This window comes from uncultured Alteromonas sp. (assembly GCF_963976965.1).
Classification (GTDB): domain Bacteria; phylum Pseudomonadota; class Gammaproteobacteria; order Enterobacterales; family Alteromonadaceae; genus Alteromonas; species Alteromonas naphthalenivorans.
The window spans coordinates 80,084-102,317 of record NZ_CAXBMP010000010.1 but is presented as its reverse complement, the minus strand read 5'-3'; the positions used below and the strand labels follow the sequence as shown (position 1 = coordinate 102,317).

20 protein-coding genes are annotated in these 22,234 nt (G+C 44.4%); 17 read left to right on the top strand and 3 right to left on the bottom strand.

Translation table 11 applies throughout. The annotated features are described in order from the left end of the window. The first annotated feature begins 124 nt into the window (after positions 1-124). From arsC to AAC006_RS10055, 4 genes are read left to right on the top strand one after another with little or no spacing between them, the layout of a single operon-like run. Positions 125-478: an arsenate reductase (glutaredoxin) gene (arsC, locus tag AAC006_RS10070; protein WP_013784239.1), complete on the top strand. Its 354-nt coding sequence runs from the start codon at positions 125-127 to the stop codon at positions 476-478. Next, positions 478-1,176: an NAD(P)H:quinone oxidoreductase gene (wrbA, locus tag AAC006_RS10065; protein ID WP_339891218.1), complete on the top strand. Its 699-nt coding sequence runs from the start codon at positions 478-480 to the stop codon at positions 1,174-1,176. Before arsC ends, wrbA begins: the two co-directional genes overlap by 1 nt. Then, complete coding sequence (locus AAC006_RS10060; RefSeq protein WP_013784241.1) at positions 1,166-1,585, top strand: DUF2069 domain-containing protein; 420 nt, start codon at positions 1,166-1,168, stop codon at positions 1,583-1,585. Before wrbA ends, AAC006_RS10060 begins: the two co-directional genes overlap by 11 nt. 2 nt (positions 1,586-1,587) lie before the next feature. Beyond that, positions 1,588-3,540: a hypothetical protein gene (locus AAC006_RS10055; protein ID WP_339891217.1), complete on the top strand. Its 1,953-nt coding sequence runs from the start codon at positions 1,588-1,590 to the stop codon at positions 3,538-3,540. An 85-nt stretch (positions 3,541-3,625) separates the two neighbouring features. Here the strand turns inward: AAC006_RS10055 and hda are convergent, their stop codons facing one another. Together hda and AAC006_RS10045 are read right to left on the bottom strand one after the other, a co-directional pair. Further along, on the bottom strand, positions 3,626-4,363 hold the full coding sequence (gene hda / locus AAC006_RS10050; protein WP_339349059.1) for a DnaA regulatory inactivator Hda: 738 nt from the start codon (positions 4,361-4,363) through the stop codon (positions 3,626-3,628). Positions 4,364-4,373: 10 nt separating this feature from the next. Then, positions 4,374-5,747, bottom strand: a complete 1,374-nt coding sequence (locus AAC006_RS10045; RefSeq protein ID WP_339891215.1) for a DUF2066 domain-containing protein — start codon at positions 5,745-5,747, stop codon at positions 4,374-4,376. A gap of 277 nt (positions 5,748-6,024) precedes the next feature. On the opposite strand from AAC006_RS10045, the gene purM reads away from it, so the two are divergent. The 5 genes from purM (at position 6,025) to AAC006_RS10020 (ending at position 11,872) form a co-directional block, all read left to right on the top strand. Then, positions 6,025-7,065 (top strand): phosphoribosylformylglycinamidine cyclo-ligase, encoded by a 1,041-nt coding sequence (purM, locus tag AAC006_RS10040; RefSeq protein WP_339891213.1) that lies wholly within the window; start codon positions 6,025-6,027, stop codon positions 7,063-7,065. Beyond that, on the top strand, positions 7,062-7,712 hold the full coding sequence (purN, locus tag AAC006_RS10035) for a phosphoribosylglycinamide formyltransferase (RefSeq protein WP_126873520.1): 651 nt from the start codon (positions 7,062-7,064) through the stop codon (positions 7,710-7,712). Before purM ends, purN begins: the two co-directional genes overlap by 4 nt. Next, the gene (locus AAC006_RS10030) at positions 7,672-8,415 is read left to right on the top strand and encodes a DUF3108 domain-containing protein (RefSeq protein ID WP_129738140.1); all 744 of its coding nucleotides are present in this window, start codon (positions 7,672-7,674) and stop codon (positions 8,413-8,415) included. Before purN ends, AAC006_RS10030 begins: the two co-directional genes overlap by 41 nt. 321 nt (positions 8,416-8,736) lie before the next feature. Continuing rightward, positions 8,737-11,199 carry an acyl-CoA dehydrogenase FadE gene (gene fadE, locus AAC006_RS10025; protein ID WP_338455792.1) on the top strand — a complete coding sequence of 821 codons (2,463 nt, stop codon included), beginning with the start codon at positions 8,737-8,739 and terminating at the stop codon, positions 11,197-11,199. Positions 11,200-11,323: 124 nt separating this feature from the next. Beyond that, on the top strand, positions 11,324-11,872 hold the full coding sequence (locus AAC006_RS10020) for a CAP domain-containing protein (RefSeq protein WP_013784249.1): 549 nt from the start codon (positions 11,324-11,326) through the stop codon (positions 11,870-11,872). 102 nt (positions 11,873-11,974) lie between these two features. Here AAC006_RS10020 and AAC006_RS10015 read toward each other — a convergent pair whose 3' ends face one another. After that, positions 11,975-12,610, bottom strand: coding sequence for a response regulator transcription factor (locus AAC006_RS10015; RefSeq protein ID WP_126873525.1), 636 nt, complete (start codon positions 12,608-12,610; stop codon positions 11,975-11,977). 176 nt (positions 12,611-12,786) lie between these two features. On the opposite strand from AAC006_RS10015, the gene cmoA reads away from it, so the two are divergent. The 8 genes from cmoA to AAC006_RS09975 all read left to right on the top strand — a co-directional run bounded on the left by cmoA (position 12,787) and on the right by AAC006_RS09975 (position 22,221). Beyond that, a complete protein-coding gene (cmoA, locus tag AAC006_RS10010; protein WP_013784251.1) occupies positions 12,787-13,515 on the top strand; it encodes a carboxy-S-adenosyl-L-methionine synthase CmoA in 729 nt (242 codons plus the stop codon). Positions 13,516-13,669: 154 nt separating this feature from the next. Further along, positions 13,670-14,653: a tRNA 5-methoxyuridine(34)/uridine 5-oxyacetic acid(34) synthase CmoB gene (cmoB, locus tag AAC006_RS10005; protein WP_338455790.1), complete on the top strand. Its 984-nt coding sequence runs from the start codon at positions 13,670-13,672 to the stop codon at positions 14,651-14,653. Positions 14,654-14,748: 95 nt separating this feature from the next. Continuing rightward, complete coding sequence (locus AAC006_RS10000; protein WP_339891211.1) at positions 14,749-15,630, top strand: kinase; 882 nt, start codon at positions 14,749-14,751, stop codon at positions 15,628-15,630. Beyond that, complete coding sequence (locus AAC006_RS09995) at positions 15,630-16,439, top strand: HAD-IIB family hydrolase (RefSeq protein ID WP_013784254.1); 810 nt, start codon at positions 15,630-15,632, stop codon at positions 16,437-16,439. The genes AAC006_RS10000 and AAC006_RS09995 overlap by 1 nt, the downstream gene beginning before the upstream one ends. Before the next feature lie 12 nt (positions 16,440-16,451). Next, positions 16,452-17,675, top strand: a complete 1,224-nt coding sequence (locus AAC006_RS09990; protein ID WP_013784255.1) for a glycosyl transferase — start codon at positions 16,452-16,454, stop codon at positions 17,673-17,675. Positions 17,676-17,681: 6 nt separating this feature from the next. Continuing rightward, positions 17,682-19,436: a sugar phosphorylase gene (locus AAC006_RS09985; protein ID WP_338455787.1), complete on the top strand. Its 1,755-nt coding sequence runs from the start codon at positions 17,682-17,684 to the stop codon at positions 19,434-19,436. Between the two features lie 182 nt (positions 19,437-19,618). Next, positions 19,619-20,854 (top strand): gephyrin-like molybdotransferase Glp, encoded by a 1,236-nt coding sequence (gene glp, locus AAC006_RS09980; RefSeq protein ID WP_338455786.1) that lies wholly within the window; start codon positions 19,619-19,621, stop codon positions 20,852-20,854. A 2-nt stretch (positions 20,855-20,856) separates the two neighbouring features. Then, the gene (locus AAC006_RS09975) at positions 20,857-22,221 is read left to right on the top strand and encodes an MATE family efflux transporter (protein ID WP_338455785.1); all 1,365 of its coding nucleotides are present in this window, start codon (positions 20,857-20,859) and stop codon (positions 22,219-22,221) included. Positions 22,222-22,234 lie beyond the last annotated feature (13 nt).

The window sequence follows — 22,234 nt, the reverse complement described above, 5'->3', positions numbered from 1 at the left end:
GGGCCTACACACCAATATTATTGCGCTTTTGTCACTAATAAGGCCTTAGCACCTTGAAAAATACCTTCAAACAAGCAATAGTCAGCGCCAAAATTTGGCAATGATTTAACGATGAGGCGACATTATGTCTTCGGTTACTATTTTACATAACCCGCGCTGCTCTAAAAGCCGCCAAACCCTAGCACTACTTGAAGAAAAAGGTATCTCGCCTACCGTAGTAGAATATTTAAAAACGCCGCTGAGTATCGCTGAACTTAAAACCTTGTTTGGGCAACTTAACATAGAAAATGTGCGAGACATGATGCGTACCAAAGAAGAAGCCTATAAAGCGAATGCATTAGGTGGTGCAGATATTACCGATGAGCAGCTTTTTGCCGCTATGGTAGAACACCCTAAGTTAATTGAGCGCCCTGTGGTGATTAACAACAATGCAGCCCGTATTGGAAGACCGCCAGAGGCCGTACTGGAAATCGTATAATGGGCCCTATTTTAATTCTTTATTACAGCCGCCATGGCAGTACCAAAAAGTTAGCCGATGCTATAGCACAAGGTGCAATGGCTGAACTATCAAGCATGGAAGCAAAAGCCGCTTCTGCATCATTTGTGCGACCTGAAGTAATTGTGCGCAGCGTGGCAAGCCTAAACATTAACTCGAATAGTTCAAGTGATCAGGGCTCAGGCGAAGAAAATGCAGACGCCAGTTTAAAAGAGGCAAACCCTAACGCAGCCCCCACGGTGACCTTACAAGAACTCGAGCAGTGCAGCGCGCTTGCCCTAGGAAGCCCTACGCGATTTGGTAACATGGCTGCACCAGTGAAGCACTTTTTAGACAGCACCAGTAGCCAATGGTTAAAAGGCTCGTTAATTAATAAGCCTGCGTGTGTATTTACATCAAGTTCTTCTATGCATGGCGGCCAAGAATCAACGCTGCTGTCTATGATGCTTCCACTATTTCACCATGGCATGGTGATGTGCGGCCTGCCCTACAGCGAGCCTGCACTGCATCACACGCGAAGTGGTGGCAGCCCTTACGGTGTGAGCCATGTGGCCCTAGATAATGCGGTCACACTTACCGAAGATGAAAAATCTTTATGTATTGCTCAAGGTAAACGTCTGGCAAACTTAGCCAGTGCTTTGTGGCATGCAAATAACCAGGAGACAACACATGGCGCCTAACACGCGTTTTTATCGTTATTTGGCACTGGGTTGTCATACCTTATTAATTGTGTGGATTATTGCGTGGCAGTTTTTTCTTAATAAAACGCTAACGTACTCACCAATATTTATTACGCTAGTTTATTTAGTGCCGTTACTTTTACCTTACAAAGGCGTTATACAAGGTAAACCGTATACTCACGCTTGGGCAAATTTCGTGGTACTGTTTTATTTAATGCACGGCTGTACGGTGGCTTATGCAGTACCTGAAGAGCGCTGGTATGCAGCAATTGAAATTCTACTATGTGTGGGAATGTTCGTTGGTTGCAGTGCGTTTGCGCGCAAACGTGGACGTGAACTTGGCCTTGGATTGAAAAAACTTAAACAAGTTATGCAAGAAGAAAAGGCGCATTTCGAACAAGGGGAATAACGATGAAGAGGCTACTACCGATTTCACTGTTGGCATTATATGGATGCGGCGGTTCAGGAGGAGATAGTAGTGTCACAACCCCCACCCCATCTTCACCACCCAGTTTAACCATACAGGGCGCCAGCGAACTTATTGCTGGCGACTCTGCTGATTTTGCCGTTATTGCCCCATCGGGCACATCAATCACCAGCGTAAATTGGACCGTTAATGCGGTGAGTGGTGCAGGCAGTATCGCCCCTCTTGCCTCTCACACCCAAGCCATAGGCTTCGATGTTACGGCGGCCGGCGAATACCTTGTTTCGGTTACCGCATCGTTTTCAGTCGGCGAAACTTCTCCCAACGAAACCTCTACCCAAGAAACCTCTACCCAAGAAACCTTTACCCACGAAACCTTAACCCAAGAGTTTAGCCTTAACGTTATTGAAGGTCAGCCTCCTGAAGCCATTTTACGCTTAGGTCACGAAGCCAGCGAAGGTGGCCGCGTTTCACTGCACGTAGATAACAACAGTTTAAAAACCGTAACGGACATTACCTGGGAACAGCTATCGGGGGCATCCATACCCGCATTTACCTTTGATGACGACGATTTATCCTACAACCTTTATTTTCAAGCACCACAAGTCAGCGCCGACAGCATTGCAGAAATTCAAGCTACGCTAGCTTTCGATGATGGTTCTGTTGCAACCGATACCGTTCAGGTAGTGATAAAGAATATTGATATAAATTCGGATGCGTATTTCGTTGACGACTCAGGCAGTATTCTAGAAACCGTTACTTCGCACATGCAAGCGTACCGTCCCAATAGCCCCTATGCCGCTGCGTTAGAAGCTTGTGTATACAACAATGAACTAACATCAAGCTGCACCTTTGCCCAACTTCCTCTTATTGGGCAGCAAACAGAATCGCCTACTATTGATGATATTTTAGATAGAACCTATGTGTCACATCCTTGGATGGGAGAAGCATTCGAGCAATTCTTACAAACATCTGACAGCAGCGAAGATTTGCTACAAATGCTAAGAGCAACCAGTGCCGTTGTGATTTCTTACGATATTCGCCCCTCATTTTATTGGGCCGTAACGGGTGCTATTTATCTGGACGCGAATAATTTTTGGCGCAGCCCTGAAGAAAGAGACACCATTAATACTCAGCCCGACTATCGCAGCGGCTTTGGTAGTGATTTAGATTTTTCTATCTTTTGGCGATATGTAAAAGAGGGTGAATACTACTACCCACAAACTGGCTTAGCAGCGTCAACAAGGGCAACCCGCACTCAACAAGGTGTCGATGCCGCACTAACATGGTTGATGTACCACGAACTCGCCCACGCAAATGATTTCTTCGACTATACAAGTTGGTCGACCTTATCTAACAGCAATACCCCTTTAAACTACGTTAACAACAACTCTCCTTTATCTACAGGCCTTGAAAATACCTTGCCACTGACTTCATCGCAACTTCATGCGCTGGCACAGGTACGCTACGGGGGCGATGCGGCTAACAGTACACAGCGCGCTTATTCAGCGGCTCAAGTGGCTAATTGGTTTGCTAACGACGGTGCAGTGACCTTTTATTCCTATTATACCGAAAGAGAAGACTTTGCTAATTTGGTCGAGCGTTTCATGATGCTTTATCGAATGGGCGCCAGTGCCGATGTGGGTATATTTTCGGGTGATGCAGTAGACGATGGTTCTTATAATGTCACGTGGGGGCAACGAGATCGTATTAACGACGACAACCTTCAATTACGGGCAGATTATGCGGTTAGCCGCGTATTACCCTTGCTCGACATTCCGGCTATTCAAGCTGCCATGCCATCACCGACTTTATTTCCTGACGGCAGCACGTGGTTTAATACGGTGAATTTAGACAATGAAGAAAGTGTCGAGCTAACTGGCGATGAAAAGAATGCGATTATAGAAGCACAAAAGAAGCTTGAGGAAAGTCAGTATTAGGGGAGAAACATTAGACGAGAAACGCGGTACTGATATTACGGCAGAGATATTATGGCAGAGCATTAGCGGCAGGAATAAAGCTGTGTTAATTAAGCCCGAGTTCTCGCTTAACCATAGCGACAGAGAGCTTTTTTTGTTCTTGCAATGAGCGGGTATCAAGCCTGGCTAATAAGTTTAATAAGCTTCGCAAATCTCGGTCGCTGTGGTGCAATAAAAACTGCAATGCCTGTTCTGACAACCGCAATCCCCGTTGATTAGCCCGCAATCGAACCACTTCCTTACGCGATTCATCATTAAGCGCCGTTAAATGATAAATTACGCCCCACGCAAGCCTAGAACTTAAATCTGGCAATTGAAACGCGGGGTGTGAAGGCCCATGCTGACTGCTACCCACAATAAGTGCGTGAGGGTTTTCTATCACCCGATTGAAAAGGTCGAATAAGGCTTCTTCCCATCGTGCATGACCCGCAATGGCATGTATATTATCTAAACAGATAACCGAGAGGTTTTCTAACCCATCAAAAATATCGAAAGACCACTGGGCATGATGGTTCAAATTTAAATAAAGGTGGTTTACGTTCTGCTGCGCCAGTTGATGACACAACGCATACAGTAAATGGCTTTTACCCAATCCTTGCCCACCTAGCAATGTCACTAATGGCAAGTGTAATGCAGAAAGCGACGCTAAAGACGGCGCATCCTGCCAGGCAGGCATGGCACTTGGAATACCCTTAAGCAACGCCACCACTTCTTGGTTTCCCTCATCAACAAAACTGTCAAAGGTTTCATCTGTGGGTAGCGTTACAGGGAGAGTTAGCTGCATAGCAAAAGGGTCATTCATTCCAGTAAAAGGTATATCCTTCTACCACTTGACCGAAAGAATCCGTTACAGGCCGAAGTTTAGATTCAAGCCTTACGGTATTGAGTAAATCTTCCGGGGTGCCAAGCAAAGTTAAATTGTAGGTGGCTACTGAACCAGTTTGCCCAGTTAACATCGCTTCTTCTATCACGCTTAAGCTCTTCAAATACGCATTAGCGTTAGCGTATTTTTTTAACGAGTCTATATTGGCAACCGACACAGATATTTGCACTCTTTCTGCATCTACCGCACCTGGGATCACCGCGTATTGTGAAGATAAGTAGTTGGCATAGGCATCAACCAACTGCTGAGTAAGTGAGGTAGGTTCGTCGGCAAAAATAGACCCGTAGCTTACCTTGCCATTACCCACAAACACCCAATCAAGCGCATATTCACCTTCTTGTGCTTTTTGGGCGTGTTGAGTGAATTCATCCATTGTGAAAGGCGGCATTTCTTGCGCTTCATTCACCAAAGCCGCCGTGGCGGTCACTTCATCGCCTGCAAGGCTAGCTTGTTGCTCTTCGTTTACCTGCAGGTTCGTGCCATCAACCATGTTGTCAACCTCACTTAAATCGAGTTGACCACTTAATGGCTGCTCTGTACCTGCAATAGCGTTTTGGCTTTGATTATCAGTGTAGGTATTGTCTGGGGAATTAGTATCTTGAAAAGCGCCGGATGAAGCAGGTAAGCCTTCAGGAATAGACGGCATTTCACCCGCGGTATTTTTATACAAACGAGCGCCAATAATATTATCAACACTATAACGCTGTGATGATGCTGTTAAAGACTGAACAAACCTACCCCACACATCGTAAATGGAAATACTGGCTGAGTCGGTTAAATCCATTAACGGTAAACTTACCGGCACACCACGGGTTTTCGCAGTGTTAACCAACATTTCCCCTACAGGTGTTGGTGTACTTTCATCTAAAATGATGCGTTCGTTGTCGTCAGTTTCTGTGGCTAACCACACAATAGTTTCTGGTCTACGCTCGCCCCATAAAGGCAGGCCTTCACGTTTCATTAAATCGGTCAGTTTCGTTTTATCAAACTCAGCAACATAAAAGGTGTCGTTGCCTGAATAAGAAAAACGGTACGAGCGAAGGTACGCCTCGGGAGTTCTAAGTGCAGCCCTTACACCAGGGTTCTGCAACACCTCGGTATTTCCCGATACCTTCACCATTACCTCAGTTAGGGCTTTTTTTACTGCATTGGCTTGTGTTTTTTGACTCTGATCACTAACAGGTATCTGTGCTTCATTAACCACCACGTGCTGCGTAGCATGGGCACTCATCGTGCACACCGCTATTGCCACCCCTACACCGCGAATTAATTGTTGCTGAAACATACGCCTAATTTTCCTGTTCCGATAAGAAATCAATTTCTTCACTACTCCACTACAACGCCAAAAGATCGTTGCCCGCTATTCTCTGTCATATTTATGTTTATTTCATCTATAAATATAAAAAACGAAGTTTGAAGCCACCAAAAAAGAGAATTCATACTCAAATTACACTTTTTTCACATGATCTGACCCATATCCGCCCTAGTCAATTGGACTTGTGGTGACTTACTGGTAGAATCCGCGTTTTTCTACCTCTTACTCTTAGTTCTAGGGCGCAAACGTGAGCGAAAATAAAACCTCTCTTAGTTATAAAGATGCTGGTGTCGATATTGATGCGGGAAACCAACTTGTCGACCGTATTAAATCCGTTACTAAAAGGACTCACCGTCCGGAAGTAAAAGGAAACCTTGGTGGGTTTGGCGCATTATGTTCGCTTCCAACAAAATATAAGAACCCGTTACTGGTTTCTGGAACCGATGGTGTAGGCACTAAGCTTCGTGTTGCTATGGATGCAAACCGTCACGATGGTGTGGGTATCGACTTAGTTGCCATGTGTGTTAACGACCTTATTGTACAAGGCGCAGAGCCGCTGTTTTTCTTAGATTATTACGCTACTGGAAAACTAGATGTTGATGTTGCTGCATCGGTAGTAACCGGTATTGGTAATGGTTGTGAGCAAGCGGGTTGTGCCCTAATTGGTGGTGAAACCGCAGAAATGCCGGGAATGTACCATGGCGGCGATTACGACATTGCGGGTTTCTGCGTAGGCGTGGTTGAAGCCGAAAAGGTTATTGACGGCACTAAAGTGAAGCCTGGCCAGAAACTTATCGCACTAGGGTCGTCAGGTCCTCACTCTAATGGTTACTCACTGGTTCGTAAGATTTTAGAAGTGAGCAACGCCGACGTAAATCAAAATTTAGACGGCAAGCCGCTTATCGAGCATTTACTTGAACCTACCCGTATTTATGTGAAATCTGTATTGGCATTGCTTGAGAAAGTAGATGTTAGCGCCATTTCACACATTACTGGCGGCGGCTTTTGGGAAAACATCCCGCGCGTTTTACCTGATGATGCAAAAGTGGTGATTGACGAAAAGAGCTGGCAGTGGCCTTCAGTGTTTAGCTGGCTACAAGAGAACGGCAACGTTACTCGTCACGAAATGTACCGTACGTTCAACTGTGGTGTTGGCTTAGTGATTGTTGTTGATGAAGCCGATGTAGATACCACTATTGCAACCTTGAAAGAACACGGTGAAAACGCCTGGTTAATTGGTGACATTCAAGCCAAAGACGGTGAACAGCAAGTTGAGATAAACGCGTGAGCACTCCATCAACCAGACTTTGCGTTTTAATTTCAGGTAACGGCAGTAACTTACAAGCCATTATTGATAACATTAGCGCTGAAAAGCTTGATGCTGAAATATGTGGTGTTATAAGTAACCGCCCTAATGCGTACGGCTTAACCCGTGCGCAAGAAGCCGGTATTACCGCCATTAGCCTAGACCACATGCAGCATGACAGTCGGGAAAGCTACGACAAGGCATTGCAAGCTGAAATTGAATCATTAAACCCAGACTATATTGTGCTTGCAGGCTTCATGCGTATTTTAACGCCTGAGTTTGTAAATACTTTTTCTGGAAAATTAGTGAACATTCATCCATCTTTGTTGCCCAAATACAAAGGGTTGAATACGCATCAGCAAGCTATCGACAACGGCGACGAAGAACACGGCGTAAGCGTGCACTTTGTGACACCTGAGTTAGATGGCGGCCCAGTCATTATTCAAAGTCGCGTGCCGGTTTTCGAAGATGACACTGCGGTAGACTTAGCAGATCGTGTTCAAGAACAGGAGCGTCGCATATACCCATTAGTGCTTTCTTGGTTCAGTGCGGGGCGACTTAAGATGGTAAATAATAAGGCTATCCTAGATGAGCAAGAACTCCCAGAATCGGGTTATGCAAACGAGTAAACGCAGCTTTGTAGCAGCGTTTCTTTTGGCTTTTGTGGGCGCTAACGCCCACGCAGCCGATACAACAGAGAATAAACTTCAACCCTACGAGGCAGTTTATACGGCTTACAAGTGGGGCGATGATGTGGGCGAAGCTCGCATTAAGCTTGAAGCGTTAAGCAACACACAATACTCCCTCACCTACTCTTCTAAAGTCTCGAAGTTCTTTTTATCTGACAAACGCTATGAGCATTCTATTTTTAAAGTAGAAGACAGTACTGTGTTACCCATTGAGTATCATTATACTCGCACGGGCACAGGGCCAGATAAAAAGCTTACCGTTAATTTCAATACCGACAATGGCGGCAAAATTGCGGTTGAAAATGGCGAAGAATTTGTTTGGAACGGTCAGTTCGACAACCAAATATACCGCGTAGACTTGGCAAACCAATTAGCCTCTGGCGAAACTAACCTTTCCTACGACTTTGTTAACTATCGTGGTGAGTTACGTACCTACGGTGTAGAAGTGGTGGCCAAGGAAAGTCTGTCATTACCCTATGGCGAATTCGAGACGGTGAAAGTAAAGCTTATTCGCGACTCTAAAACCCGTGAAACCTTTGCGTGGTTTGCTCCTTCATTAAACTATACCTTGGTGCGTTTGCAGCAATTTAAAGATGGTGAAGAACAAGGCGATATTAAATTGAAGTCTTACGTTACTCAGTAAACCTTGCTTACACTATTTGTAGGTGGGGACATCATCGATGGATGAGCCCCACCTGTTATCTCTTTTCTTTAAATCTTCATCATGCCGCGTGGTTGACAACAAGTTAGCTGGGCAACCCATATATACCGCGTTCTAACTTGCACTATAACCATTACTTTTAATGCAAAATTCATGTAAAAATCTTGATCTTTGGGTCATTAAATAATAGGTTTAACCCATGCTGGTCTGACCTCAATTTGATAGTTGCGCACAATCATGCGTAATGAGCCAAAATGAGTGGAACGATTAGCGTTACATCTAACGCCTTTTCAGGAGCGAAGTATGGCAGATTTTATTTGGTTTTTACTGGTAGTGTTAGCTTTGGCAGTTGCCAGCTATCAACGTACCAGCTTAGTAACAGCAGTGTGTATCGCTGGTGGGGTCATGATTTTAGGGACTCTATTTGGTGATATTGGTTTACTTGGTTGGATTGTATTCCTAGCACTTACGCTGCCGTTTACCCTTTCTAATATTCGTCAGCAACACATCACTAAAAAATTATTATCGTTTTACCGAAAGGTAATGCCAGAAATGTCTAGCACCGAGCAAGAAGCAATCGATGCAGGAACAGTTTGGTGGGACGGTGATATTTTCAGTGGTAAGCCTGATTGGGAAAAACTTCACCGCATTCCTAAAGGTCGTTTAACGGCTGAGGAACAAGCGTTCCTAGACGGACCGGTTGAAGAAGTGTGCTCAATGGTAGATGAATGGCAAATTAACCATAAAGATGCCGATTTATCTCCTGAAATTTGGGCATTCCTTAAAGAACATAAGTTCTTTGCCATGATCATTAAAAAAGAATACGGCGGCCTGGCGTTCTCAGCGTTCGCACAGTCTCGTGTTCTTCAAAAGCTTGCTGGCGTTAGCGCCGTACTTTCAAGTACGGTTGGTGTTCCTAACTCGTTAGGCCCAGGTGAGCTACTTCAGCACTATGGAACAAAAGAACAACAAGATCATTACTTACCTCGCCTAGCGGCAGGTCAAGAAGTGCCTTGTTTTGCATTAACGGGCCCTGAAGCGGGTTCTGATGCCGGCGCTATTCCTGATGTGGGTGTGGTCTGTAAAGGCGAATGGAACGGTGAAGAAGTGCTAGGTATGCGCCTAACCTTCGACAAACGTTATATTACCCTTGCGCCAGTGGCGACAGTTATCGGTCTAGCGTTTAAACTTCAAGATCCAGACGGTTTGTTAAGTGAGAATAAAGAGCCAGGTATCACTTGTGCACTTATTCCTCGCGATACAAAAGGCCTAGAAATTGGTCGTCGTCACTTCCCGCTGAATACCCCGTTCCAAAACGGCCCTATTCGCGGTAACGACATTTTTGTTCCAATCGATTACATCATCGGTGGCCCAGCAATGGCTGGTAGAGGCTGGCGTATGCTGGTTGAATGTTTGTCAGTAGGCCGTTGTATTACCCTACCGTCTTCTGCTGCTGGTGGCGCTAAATCTGTATCATTGGCTACAGGTGCGTATGCACGTATTCGCCGTCAGTTCCGTATGCCTGTTGGCCATATGGAAGGCGTAGAAGAAATGCTAGCCCGTATTGGTGGTAATGCTTACTTGATGGATGGCGTAACACGCTTTTCAACAGTTGGTGTAGATTTGGGTGAGAAGCCGTCTGTTATATCGGCAATCTGTAAATACCACCTTACCGAAAAAATGCGTCAAGTGATTAACGATTCAATGGACGTTCATGGCGGTAAGGGCGTAATGCTTGGGCCAAATAACTATTTGGGCCGTGGTTACCAAGGTGTTCCAGTTTCAATCACGGTTGAAGGCGCGAACATCCTTACTCGTAACATGATGATTTTCGGCCAAGGCGCAATGCGCTGTCACCCTTTCGTATTGAAAGAAATTCAAGCCGCGTCAATTGAAGACAAAAAAGAAAGCATTAGCGCATTTGATAAAGCGGTATTTGGGCATATTGGTTTTGCCATTTCAAATACAGTTCGCAGTGTTTGGTTCTCACTAACCAGTGGCGTATTCAGCAGTGCGCCTTTCACTGACGAAACCGCTCACTACTACAAGCTGTTACAAGGCTACAGTGCAAACCTAGCGTTGCTTACTGATGTTTCTATGGGTGTGTTAGGCGGCGATTTAAAACGTCGTGAGCGCTTATCTGCACGCTTAGGTGACATTTTAAGCGGCTTGTACCTAGGTAGTACTACCTTGAAGCGTTTTGACGAAGATGGTCGCTTAAAAGAAGACTTACCGCTACTTCATTGGGCAATGCAAAACACCTTGCATGACATTGAAACAGCGATTGACGACTTCTTAGCGAACTTCCCTAACAAAGCCATTGGTGTTGTACTTCGTGGTCTTGTTATTCCGTTTGGACGTCGCGTTGGTAAGCCTTCTGACAAAACCGAGCATACTATTGCACAAATGCTACAAACCCCTTGTAGCGCACGTAGCCGTTTAGGTTATGGTCAGTACCTATCTCGTGAAGAAGGTAACTTGTTCGGTGATTTAGAACAAACCCTTGATGACGTGTTAGCAGCCGAGCCAATCTTCGAACGCATTTGCAAACATAAGAAAGCGAAACTGCCTTTCACACGTTTAGCGGCGTTAGCAGATGAAGCGCTTGGTGAAGATATCATTAATGAAGAAGAAGCTGACCTACTTCGTCGTACAGAAGCAGGAAGACTGAGAACCATTAACGTGGACGATTTCGACCACGAAGAATTAGTGGCTAAAGTGAACTCTTCTAGCGAAATAAAGAAACGAGGAGGCAAAGCTGCTTAGCTTAATCCTTCCTAAAAAGGGCCGCTTCGGCGGCCTTTTTTTATGCATCAAATCCACTGCTATTTTATGGTTAGCTTTGTTACTGGCTGCCCCTGCTCATGCTCATGCTGAATCGCAGTACCCAATGGTTACATTACCTTCTGACACCTTTCAATGTGGTAATTCAGAACAAGCCCAAAAACTTGCTCGGCTTATTGTGAATGATAAAAACCAAGCGCGCCCCCAAATGCACTGTAACCCCACCCTGGTTGCCATTGCTGAGCAAAAGGCAAAAGACATGGCAGAAGAAGGCTTAGTGTCGCATTTCTTAGGTGGCAGCCCTAATAGCCGTTTGCGAGACGCAGGGTTAACCCTTCCTTCCTATTACGGCGATGCCATGAGTAATCAGGTTGAGGCGTTGGCTGGCGGCTATCAAACCGCGAAAAAGGTGTGGCACGCACTAAAAAGTTCGTTCTCCCACAAACAGCATTTGCTGGGTGAAATTCCTTTTTATGCTGAACAAAATGAAATTGGGATCGCCTTCATTAAAGATTATAAAACGCCACATGTAGAATACTGGGTAATTTATATCACTAAACTAAGTGGCGATGCACAACAGAAACCATTTAGTGAAGTACCCGATAAGGGGCTAGGCATTGTTACCGAAAATGGTGAAATTACCCCAATGCAATAGCGAACTATTACCCTTAAAAATTGCGGTAATGACTGCAGAAACAAAAAAGCCGGTGTTAATAACAACACCGGCTTTTTTAATGTGTAACGCTTGCTTGTACGACTAGCTTAGTTGAAGCTTGTCCATCAACAATACTGCTTGCGTACGCGTATTGATTTCAAGCTTACGTAGAATTGCGCTGATGTGCGCCTTTATCGTCGCTTCAGTTACATTCATTTCGTGGGCAATTTGCTTGTTCATCAAGCCTGCACGTAGGAATGATAATACTTGAATTTGTTTAGGCGTTAGCTCTCTGAAACGTTGAAGCAACAACTTCAATTCGTCGTCTACTTTCTCAAGTTCGTCTTCCATACCTTCAGGAAGCCATTTTTTACCCGCAATGATGTCCACAATAGCCTGCGCCATTTCACGTGTTGCTGACACCTTAGGAATAAAGCCTTGAGCGCCTAAGCTCATTACCTGTGCTACCACTTCTACCGCATCGCTACCAGACACTACGCCGATAGGAATATTAGGATATTGTTCACGCAAGGTAATAATGCCATTAAAATATTCACCGCCTGGCATGTTTAAGTCGAGTAAGACCAACTCGATGCCGTCGTATTCATTTAAAACGGCCAGCGCAGCATCAAGGCTTCCGGCTTCAAGAATCTGCGCGTTTTCAAAATAAGGTCCTAACGCTCCGCTGAGTGCTTCACGAAACAATGGGTGATCATCTGCTACAAGAATTCTTGTCATTAGCGTTGTTACTTCCTTTAGTTCTTATATCTCTAGGTTAATACTTCCGATTTAATTCTAAAAGCCCTATTCGTTAAAAATCACCGCTTTATTTGATTTTTTTACTGTTTTCCATTGGCATTTAAATTTGTGAGGGTAAAATTGCCGACCAAATTCCCGCTAGCTGAGTACATTTTGTGCAAAAACACGACAGGCTTTATGCCAACCCTCTTAAAAAGGTAGCAGATTTTTCCTTCGATGAGTCAGTGGTTGACGTTTTTCCCGATATGATCCAACGCTCGGTGCCGGGTTATGAAACTATTGTTCATACCATTGGCGAATTAGCGAAAACAAAAGTACAACCCAATACTAGGGTGTATGACCTTGGTTGTTCCTTGGGGGCAGCAAGTTTTTCTGTTGCTCGCGCTACACAAGATGTGCCCTGTGAAATAATTGGTATAGATAGTTCCGATGCCATGGTTGACCGTTGTCGACGCATGGTTCAAGCCTTCAATTTGCCAAACCCAATTTCCATCATTCAGCAAAACGCTCAAGATACCCAAATAGAAAACGCCTCTATGGTAGTCATGAATTTCACATTACAATTCATTCCACCTGCTGATAGAGAAGCGCTATTAAAACAAATTTACGATGGTTTAAATGAAGGTGGTGTTTTAATTCTTTCAGAGAAAATTAAACACCCGACCGTGGCTGGCAACGAACTACTGATAGATTTGCACCACCAATTTAAGCGTGACAATGGCTACAGTGAATTAGAAGTAAGTCAAAAACGCGCCGCCATCGAGAAAGTTATGCTAACCGATACCTTCAGCGAACACGAAACGCGATTAAAGTCCGTTGGTTTTAAAGATGTGGTGATGTGGTTTAAGTGCTTTAACTTTACGTCGCTGGTTGCAATAAAGTAGTTGGCATCGCGGAGCATCACAGTCAAGAATGCAATGCGGTTAAGTGAGCAGCTACGCCCAATGCACTTCTAGCCAGCAACCTGTGATTTAGCATTAAAAATACTGTGAATCATTATGAACACTGAGATTCACAATTAAGAATACCGAGAAGAATATGACGAAACCAGAATCAGCGTGGTTTAACGACTGCTACAAATCTATTTTAGATACGCCTTTAGCGCATTGGCTACAAACCCTACCTGCGCAAATGAATGAATGGCAAAAGAGTCAGAAACACGGTGAATTCGATAAGTGGTGTCGTCTACTTGCAAAAATTCCAACCACGACAACTTCGTCCACTACCCTTGTTGATGAGGTTCGAATTGGTTCAGCGGATGATATAGACCAATATACCCAGAAGAAGATATTAGGGTTGCTGCAACAATTTATGCCGTGGCGCAAAGGGCCTTTCCATATACACGGTATTCACGTTAATACCGAATGGCGTTCAGATTGGAAATGGGACAGGGTTGCCCCGCATATATCGCCACTTAAAGACAGAACCGTGCTAGATGTAGGTTGCGGTAGCGGTTATCACATGTGGCGTATGCTTGGGTGTGATGCATCTCGCGTAGTAGGCATCGACCCCACCCAGCTGTTTCTCATTCAGTTTCAAGCTATCAAACACTTTATTGCTGATAATCGCATTCACTTCTTACCGCTAGGTATTGAAGAAATGCAGCCATTGAACGCGTTTGATACCGTTTTTTCAATGGGCGTACTGTATCACCGAAAAGATCCTATTCAGTTTCTCACCCAACTTAAGCATCAACTGCGAAAAGGTGGAGAGCTGGTATTGGAAACCTTAGTGGTAGATGGCGATGCGCAAACCGTATTAATGGCCGGAGAACGTTATGCTCAAATGCGCAATGTATGGTTTCTACCTAGTACAGACGCCTTAACGGTTTGGCTAGCGCGTCTTGGGTTTGAAAACATCCGCGTGGTTGATAAGAACTTCACAACGCTGGATGAACAACGGGCCACTGAGTGGATTGAAGGCCAGTCATTGAAAGATTTTCTCGACCCTGAAGATATTACTCGCACCATTGAGGGGTATCCTGCACCACAACGAGCCGTGATTGTCGCGAATCGTAAATAAGTTCACCCCTATGTAATGCAATCGTTATGTTGGCATAAATGTTGTAACCTATATTCCCCATGATGTACGTATTCTGCATTTAATAGGGTTGCAACATGGACATACATGGGTTTTTAAAGACACATCAGCTACCAAGTACGTATGCGGACACTGCACAAAAATGGTTCATCCCATTATGCGAACGGTTAGTTAAGCACCAAGACGGTGCGGAAAATTCAATCAAAGCCCCATTGGTGGTCGGAATTAACGGCTGCCAAGGCTCAGGAAAATCTACGCTTACTGATTTTGTTAGCGCGTATTTAACCAGCATTTACGCTAAAAAAGTGGTTTGCCTTTCTATTGATGACTTTTATTTAGATAAATCGCAACGAAATGCGCTATCGATAAAAGTCCATCCGCTGCTTGCAACCAGAGGTGTACCCGGTACACACAATATGCCTCTTGCCCTTGATACGTTTAAGCAGCTTAAAGGCAGCGGCCAAGTGGCCCTTCCCCGTTTCAATAAAGCGATAGACGACCCCTTCCCCGTTAATCAGTGGCCTGTAGTGACGGCGCCACCAGATATCATTATTTTAGAAGGATGGTGTGTTGGGGTAACACCGCAAAACGCTGCCGATATAAAGCAACCCATAAATAGTTTAGAAGAAAACCAAGATCCACTTGGTATTTGGCGTTCGTTTGTTAATACTGAATTATCAAACGACTATCAAAGCTTGTTTGATCAAATCGATTATCGGGTTATGTTAAAAGCCCCCTCGTTTGAATGTGTTTACCGCTGGCGGTTAGAGCAAGAGCATAAACTTGCTGTAGCAACCAAAGGCGCTTCTACAGGGGTAATGTCCGATGAACAAGTTGCACAGTTTATTCAGAATTACCAACGACTAACCGAACATGCACTTAAAACATTGCCTACAAAGTGTGACACTGTGTATTCGCTAGATGAAACAAGAACTATAACCGGCGAGGAAGTAAAGTAATGACAAGAACGCTAGTTTTCACCGATATGGACGGCACGCTGTTAGACCACCATACCTACTCCTTTGAGGCGGCGAAACCTGCTTTAACAGCGTTGGAGTCACGAGATATACCGGTTATTCCAACCACCAGTAAAACCTTTGCTGAGCTACAGCCTTTGCGAGAGCAAATTGGCCTTACTGGGCCATTCATCATTGAAAACGGCGCTGCCATATTCATTCCACATGGTTTTTTCAAAAAGAAGCCTAGCGGAACCGTATGGGTAGATGGTTACTGGTGTAAATCGTTTATATCCAATAAAAATTACTGGATTAAACTTCTCGATAAAATCAAAGCAGATTTTGAAGGTGAGTTTAAACAGTTTTCGCAAATGAGTTTAGAAGAAATTCAAAGCAGCACAGGCTTAGACGAAGCGTCTGCTGCCCTAGCAGCTAAACGTCAATTTGGAGAACCTGTACTTTGGACTGGTTCTGATGAAAACAAACAAAAATTTATTGCGGCAGTTAAAGACCGTGGCGCCTATCCTCTAGAAGGCGGGCGATTTATCCATGTATCTGGCAATTGCGACAAAGGCCAAGCCCTTAAATGGCTAGCGGCTGAATACCAAAGACAACATGAAAGTCATGTTAAAACCGTTGCCCTTGGCGATGGAAAAAACGATATTGCTATGCTTGAAGCAGCACATATCGCTATACGAATTTTATCTCCGGTAAATCCTCCGCCTTCTGTTAAAAAAGACGAGGTTTATACCAGCACGTTACCTGGCCCAGAAGGCTGGAACGAAATGCTAACTCAATTGCTTTCCCTATAATCAGGAGGACACATGGCTGATTTTTATCAAAACGGTGTGGTTACAACTTTACATAATCTTTCTCGTAGACCAACAGAGGAACTAGAAGCCGAGTTACTCCGCTTTTCACAGAAACGCCCCATGGCACTTATCTTGCCATCACTTTTTTCAGAACTAGAAGGTGATGCCTTACCTCATATTGTTGATGAATTAACGGGCGTACCTTACTTATCGGAAATCGTGATAGGGCTAGATCGCGCTGATATGGCGCAATATAAACATGCGCTTAAGTTTTTCGACAAACTGCCTCAGCATCATCGCGTGCTTTGGAACGACGGTCCTCGCTTGAAAGCCCTTGATGAAGAACTACAATCAAAAGGTCTTGCACCGAAAGAGTTGGGTAAAGGCCGTAATGTTTGGTATTGCATGGGTTATGTTTTAGCATCAAACCGTGCTGAGTCTGTTGCTCTGCATGATTGCGATATTGTGACGTACAACAAAGACTTGTTGGCTAAGCTTATTTACCCTGTCGCAAACCCGAATTTTAACTACGAGTTCTGTAAGGGCTACTATGCCCGTGTAGCGAACGGTAAAATTAACGGCCGCGTATCTCGATTATTAGTGACGCCGTTATTACGCGCACTTAAGCGTATTATGGGTGACAACGAATACCTTGAGTTTATGGACAGCTTCCGCTATCCATTAGCCGGAGAATTTTCGTTCCGCCGCGATGTGCTAAACGATATTCGCATTCCAAGTGATTGGGGCTTAGAAATTGGCGTACTATCTGAAATGCATCGCAATTATTCGCACAATCGCCTTTGCCAAGCCGACATTTGCGACATTTACGATCACAAGCACCAAGATTTGTCGCTTAATGATGAACATGGTGGCTTATCTAAAATGTCTATCGACATTACTAAGGCCATCTTTAGAAAGTTGGCTACCCAAGGTTATACCTTTAGTAACGAGATGTTCCGCTCTATCAAGGCTACGTATTTCAGAATTGCGCTAGACTTTATTGAGACCTATCACAACGACGCAGTCATGAACGGTCTTACGCTTGATATTCACAGTGAAGAAAAAGCAGTTGAAATGTTCGCCAGTAACATCATGAAAGCTGGACAGAACTTTTTAGAAAACCCAATGGAAACCCCTTTCATTCCAAGTTGGAACCGAGTAACCAGCGCTGTGCCAGATATTCTCGAGCGCTTGCTGGAGGCCGTTGAAGCTGACACCGCAGAATTTATGGAGTAATAGACAATGACATGGCAAGTACTCCATGACAAAGTGAAGCACCATCTAGAATATATCTATGCTGACGTGCCCCTTGAGCATTCATTAGAAAGCTTAACCATGTCGTTGATGGAGACAATGGGTATTAAGCCTGATGAAGATGTTTCACTTCCTCAATCCCATTCTAATTATTGGGACGAGGAAGATATCATCATGATCACCTATGGCGATAGCGTTATTGATGGCGACGAGCGACCGCTCGTTACCCTCAATCGCTTTTTAAATCGCTATAGTAAGAACACCATCAACAATGTGCACATTCTGCCTTTCTTTCCATACAGTTCAGACGATGGCTTTTCGGTTATCGACTATTCAAGTGTGAATGAAGCCTTGGGCAGCTGGGACGATATTGAAGCCATTGCGAAAGACTACGGGTTAATGACTGATCTGGTGATTAACCACTGTTCTGCGCGCAGTGTATGGTTCGATAACTTCATCAAAGGTGAAGGTCCAGGTTCAGATTTCTTCTTTACTGGGGATCCCGCGGACGATTTGTCTATCGTTACTCGTCCTAGGGTTTCGCCGCTATTGCGTGAAACAGAAACCAAAGATGGCACTAAACATGTTTGGTGTACTTTCAGTCATGACCAAGTCGATTTTGATTTCAAGAACCCTAAGGTACTTCTTACGTTCATTGATATCATTCGTTTGTATATCGACAAGGGCGCAAAAATATTCCGCTTAGACGCTGTAGCGTTTTTGTGGAAAATTGTTGGCACTAACTGCATTAACCTTCCTCAAACTCATGAGGTTATTAGGTTAATTCGCACGCTGATTGAACATGTCGACCCGTCTATTATTATCATTACTGAGACCAATATCCCCAACAGGGAAAATTTGACCTATTTCGGTAATGCCAATGAAGCCCATGCTATTTATAACTTTTCATTGCCACCACTATTGGTCAACACCTTGGTAACGGGTAATTGTAAGTACTTAAAGAGTTGGATGATGAGCATGCCACCTGCGCAAAACGGTACGGCATACTTTAACTTCATTGCATCGCACGATGGTATTGGCCTTCGCCCTGCCGAAGGGTTGCTAGACGATGAAGAAATTTCAGAACTTGTGCATACCATGCAAAACTTTGGTGGCAAAATTTCGTGGCGCGCGTCTGATCATGGGCAGCAAAAGCCTTATGAAATAAACATTACATTATTTGATGCGTTACAGGGAACGACAAAAGGCCCTGATAAATGGCAAATAGACAGATTCATCTGTGCACATGCCATTATGCTGGGAATGGAAGGTATTCCAGGCATTTATATTCATAGTTTATTAGGTACATCTAACGACTATGAAAAAGTGGCTAATACAGGTCAAAATCGTTCGATTAACCGCAGACGTTGGGATTTCAAAGAGCTCGAAGCTTTGCTTGATTCGCCCTACTCTCAGCACCATAAAGTATTGACGCGATTGTCTCAATTAATTCGAATTCGTAAAGCGCAGCCAGCATTCCACCCGAATGCCACACAGTTTACGCTACAGCTTAATGAAAATATTTTCGGTTATTGGCGACAAAGCTTAGACAGAAAGCAAAGTATCTTCTGCATTAGTAATGTGTCGGATGAAGAGCAAACTATTCTACTGTCAGATATCAATTTGATTGGTACTGATAACTGGATAGATCTTGTGACTCGCCAACAAATTGCTTTGTCGGATGCCTTTTTGCAATTGAAACCCTATCAAGTGCTCTGGATTAGCAACCAAGACTTTGAGTAACCAATTCTTTGAGTAACTGAGTCTTTGAGTAACGTTAGTTTCTTGAGCTTTCCACTCACCTCCTCCAAACGGCGCTTACAGCGCCGTTTTTATTATAATTTCTTTATCGTCATTGCCTAATACATTGGTTTATTGACTGATTTAGGTGATAATCCTCACCCTCAAATTAGGGAGTGGTTTTCATGTCTTCAAAATGGTTATCGTTAGAACACGCATTAGAAAAAGCGATTGATGCAACTAGCACCTTAGGTGAATCTGAAACCATTGCGTTGAGCCATGCCCTAGGAAGAATTACCGCCTCTGAAGTACACGCTACACTATCTGTCCCACCGTGGGATAATTCGGCAATGGATGGCTTCGCTATTAATGCAGATAGTAGCCAACCAAACACGCTTATGCCTATTCAAGGCACGATTACCGCTGGCATGGCCGCAGACGAACCATTAAAACCCGGTCATGCCATCAAGATAATGACAGGTGCACCAGTCCCCCCAGGGGCCGACACTGTAGTCATGGTTGAAAATACATTTACTGAAGGCAATCACGTAAGTATTAATAGGCAGCACTCTTGTGGTGAAAATATTCGCAACAAAGAAGCAGATATTAAAATTGGACAGTCACTAGTAAATCAAGGCGTTCGATTACAGCCACAGCACCTTATGTTGTTGTCTTCACAGGGGCTCACCACGGTTGAAGTAGTGAAACAAGTTAAGGTAGGTGTGGTTGCCACAGGTTCTGAACTGGCGCAACCCGGCGAACCTTGCTTACCCTCACAAATATACGAGTCGAACCGTATTGGTGTGAGTGCCTTACTTTCAGAATTGGGCGTGGAAATTATCGATTTCGGCATAGTGAAAGACGATGAACAATCACTCACCGCCCTGTTCAAAGAAGCAAGCGAACGGGTAGATGTGATGATAAGTAGTGGTGGCGTGTCGGTTGGCGATGCAGATTATGTGAAAGGCGTAATAGAAACTTTAGGTAGTATCGACTTTTGGAAAGTGGCAATTAAACCGGGTAAACCTTTTGCCTTAGGCCATATTGGCAATACCTTGTTTTGTGGTTTGCCTGGTAACCCTGTTTCTGCCTTTGTAACCGCTAAACTTCTGGTTACGCCGTTAATTAGAAAAATGCAGGGTGAACAGCAAGTTCGTAAACCGCTAACCATTAATGCCACGGTAACCTGCGACATTAAACGTCGTGCTGGCCGTCGGGATTTTCAGCGCGCCACGATAACCTATGATGAAAACTTCAATCTTCTCGTAACGCCGTTTCGCACACAAAGTTCTGGTGTCATGACGTCTATTACCGCAGCAAATTGTTTAATGATAATTCACGAAGACATCAGTCATGTTGAAAAAGGCACAACCCTGCCTGTTATTCCTTTTGATTTACTTTCACCTGAATCGGATCTGTAACCTTGAAGAACAAACGTTATCTACTTGAAGGTAGAGATATTATAAAGCTGGCTTGGCCATTATTAATTGCGCAAATTACCCAAATGCTGATGGGCGTGAGCGATACCATTATGGCGGGTCGCTATAGCGCGACTGATATGGCAGCGGTGGCCCTTGGTTTTAGTATTACCGTACCTTTGTTGTGTTTTATACAAGGTATTGCGCTAGCTTTACCGCCCATTATTTCAAGGCTTCAAGGTACAAAAGACATCACCGGCATTGCCAATGCCAGTCAACAAGCAGGCTACTTAGTGTGTTTCGTTGGTGTAGCGATGGCTGCGCTTATTCCCTTTGCTGGTAACATCGTATCGCTATTTCCCATGGCAGATGAGCTACATACCATCACCGTGGATTATGTGGTTTACGTGCTGTGTGCCATGCCGGGATTCGCGCTTTATCAATGGCTAAGAAACTACTGTGAAGGGCTAGGTAAAACCAAACCTACCATGTTAATTACCGTGATTGGTTTAATGGCCAATATACTCGGTAACTACCTTTTCATTTACGGTATTGGCCCTATTCCTGCTTTTGGTGGCGCGGGTTGTGGTGTAGCAACAGCTATTGTTATTTACACCATGCTAATTGCTACCTTCATTTACGTACGTTTTAGCCCGGCACTAAAAAAATATCAGCTTTTCGATACGTACTACAAGCCGTCTGTGGTTGCCATAAAGCGTACCTTCAAGCTTGGCCTTCCTATCGCCATGACGTTATTGTTTGAAGTAACCTTATTTGCGGTAGTGGCACTATTGCTTGCGCCTTTTGGATCCACCACAGTTGCCGCTCACCAAGTAGCCCTTAATTTCTCGGCACTCATGTTTATGGTACCCATGAGTATTGGTATGGCAGCATCGATTCGAATTGGTTATCGCATTGGGCAAAATAATAGACGGCAAGCTAAAATTGCCGCAAAGTGCTCGATTTTAATCGGCTTTGTTACCGCGGCTTGTACTGCAACGTTCACGCTAAGTGCCAAAGCATTCATCATTGGGCTTTATACCAGCGATGCGGCGGTTTACCAAATGGCGAATGCCCTACTTATTTATGCGGCCATTTTTCAACTTTCAGACGCTATACAAGTAATATCAGCCAATGCGCTTCGTGGCTACAAAGACACTACCGCCATGTTTATCATTACGTTTGTGTCTTACTGGTTAATTGGTTTGCCCACCGGCGTAATATTAGGCCGTACCAATTGGATAACGGCAGAGCCGATGTCTGCTGGCGGCTTTTGGATTGGATTTATTGTAGGATTAAGTGCGGCTGCCATTATGCTAGGCGCTAGACTTTATTATATTCAACGCCCTAGCTACCGCTACGCCACGTAATTTCATTGATGAC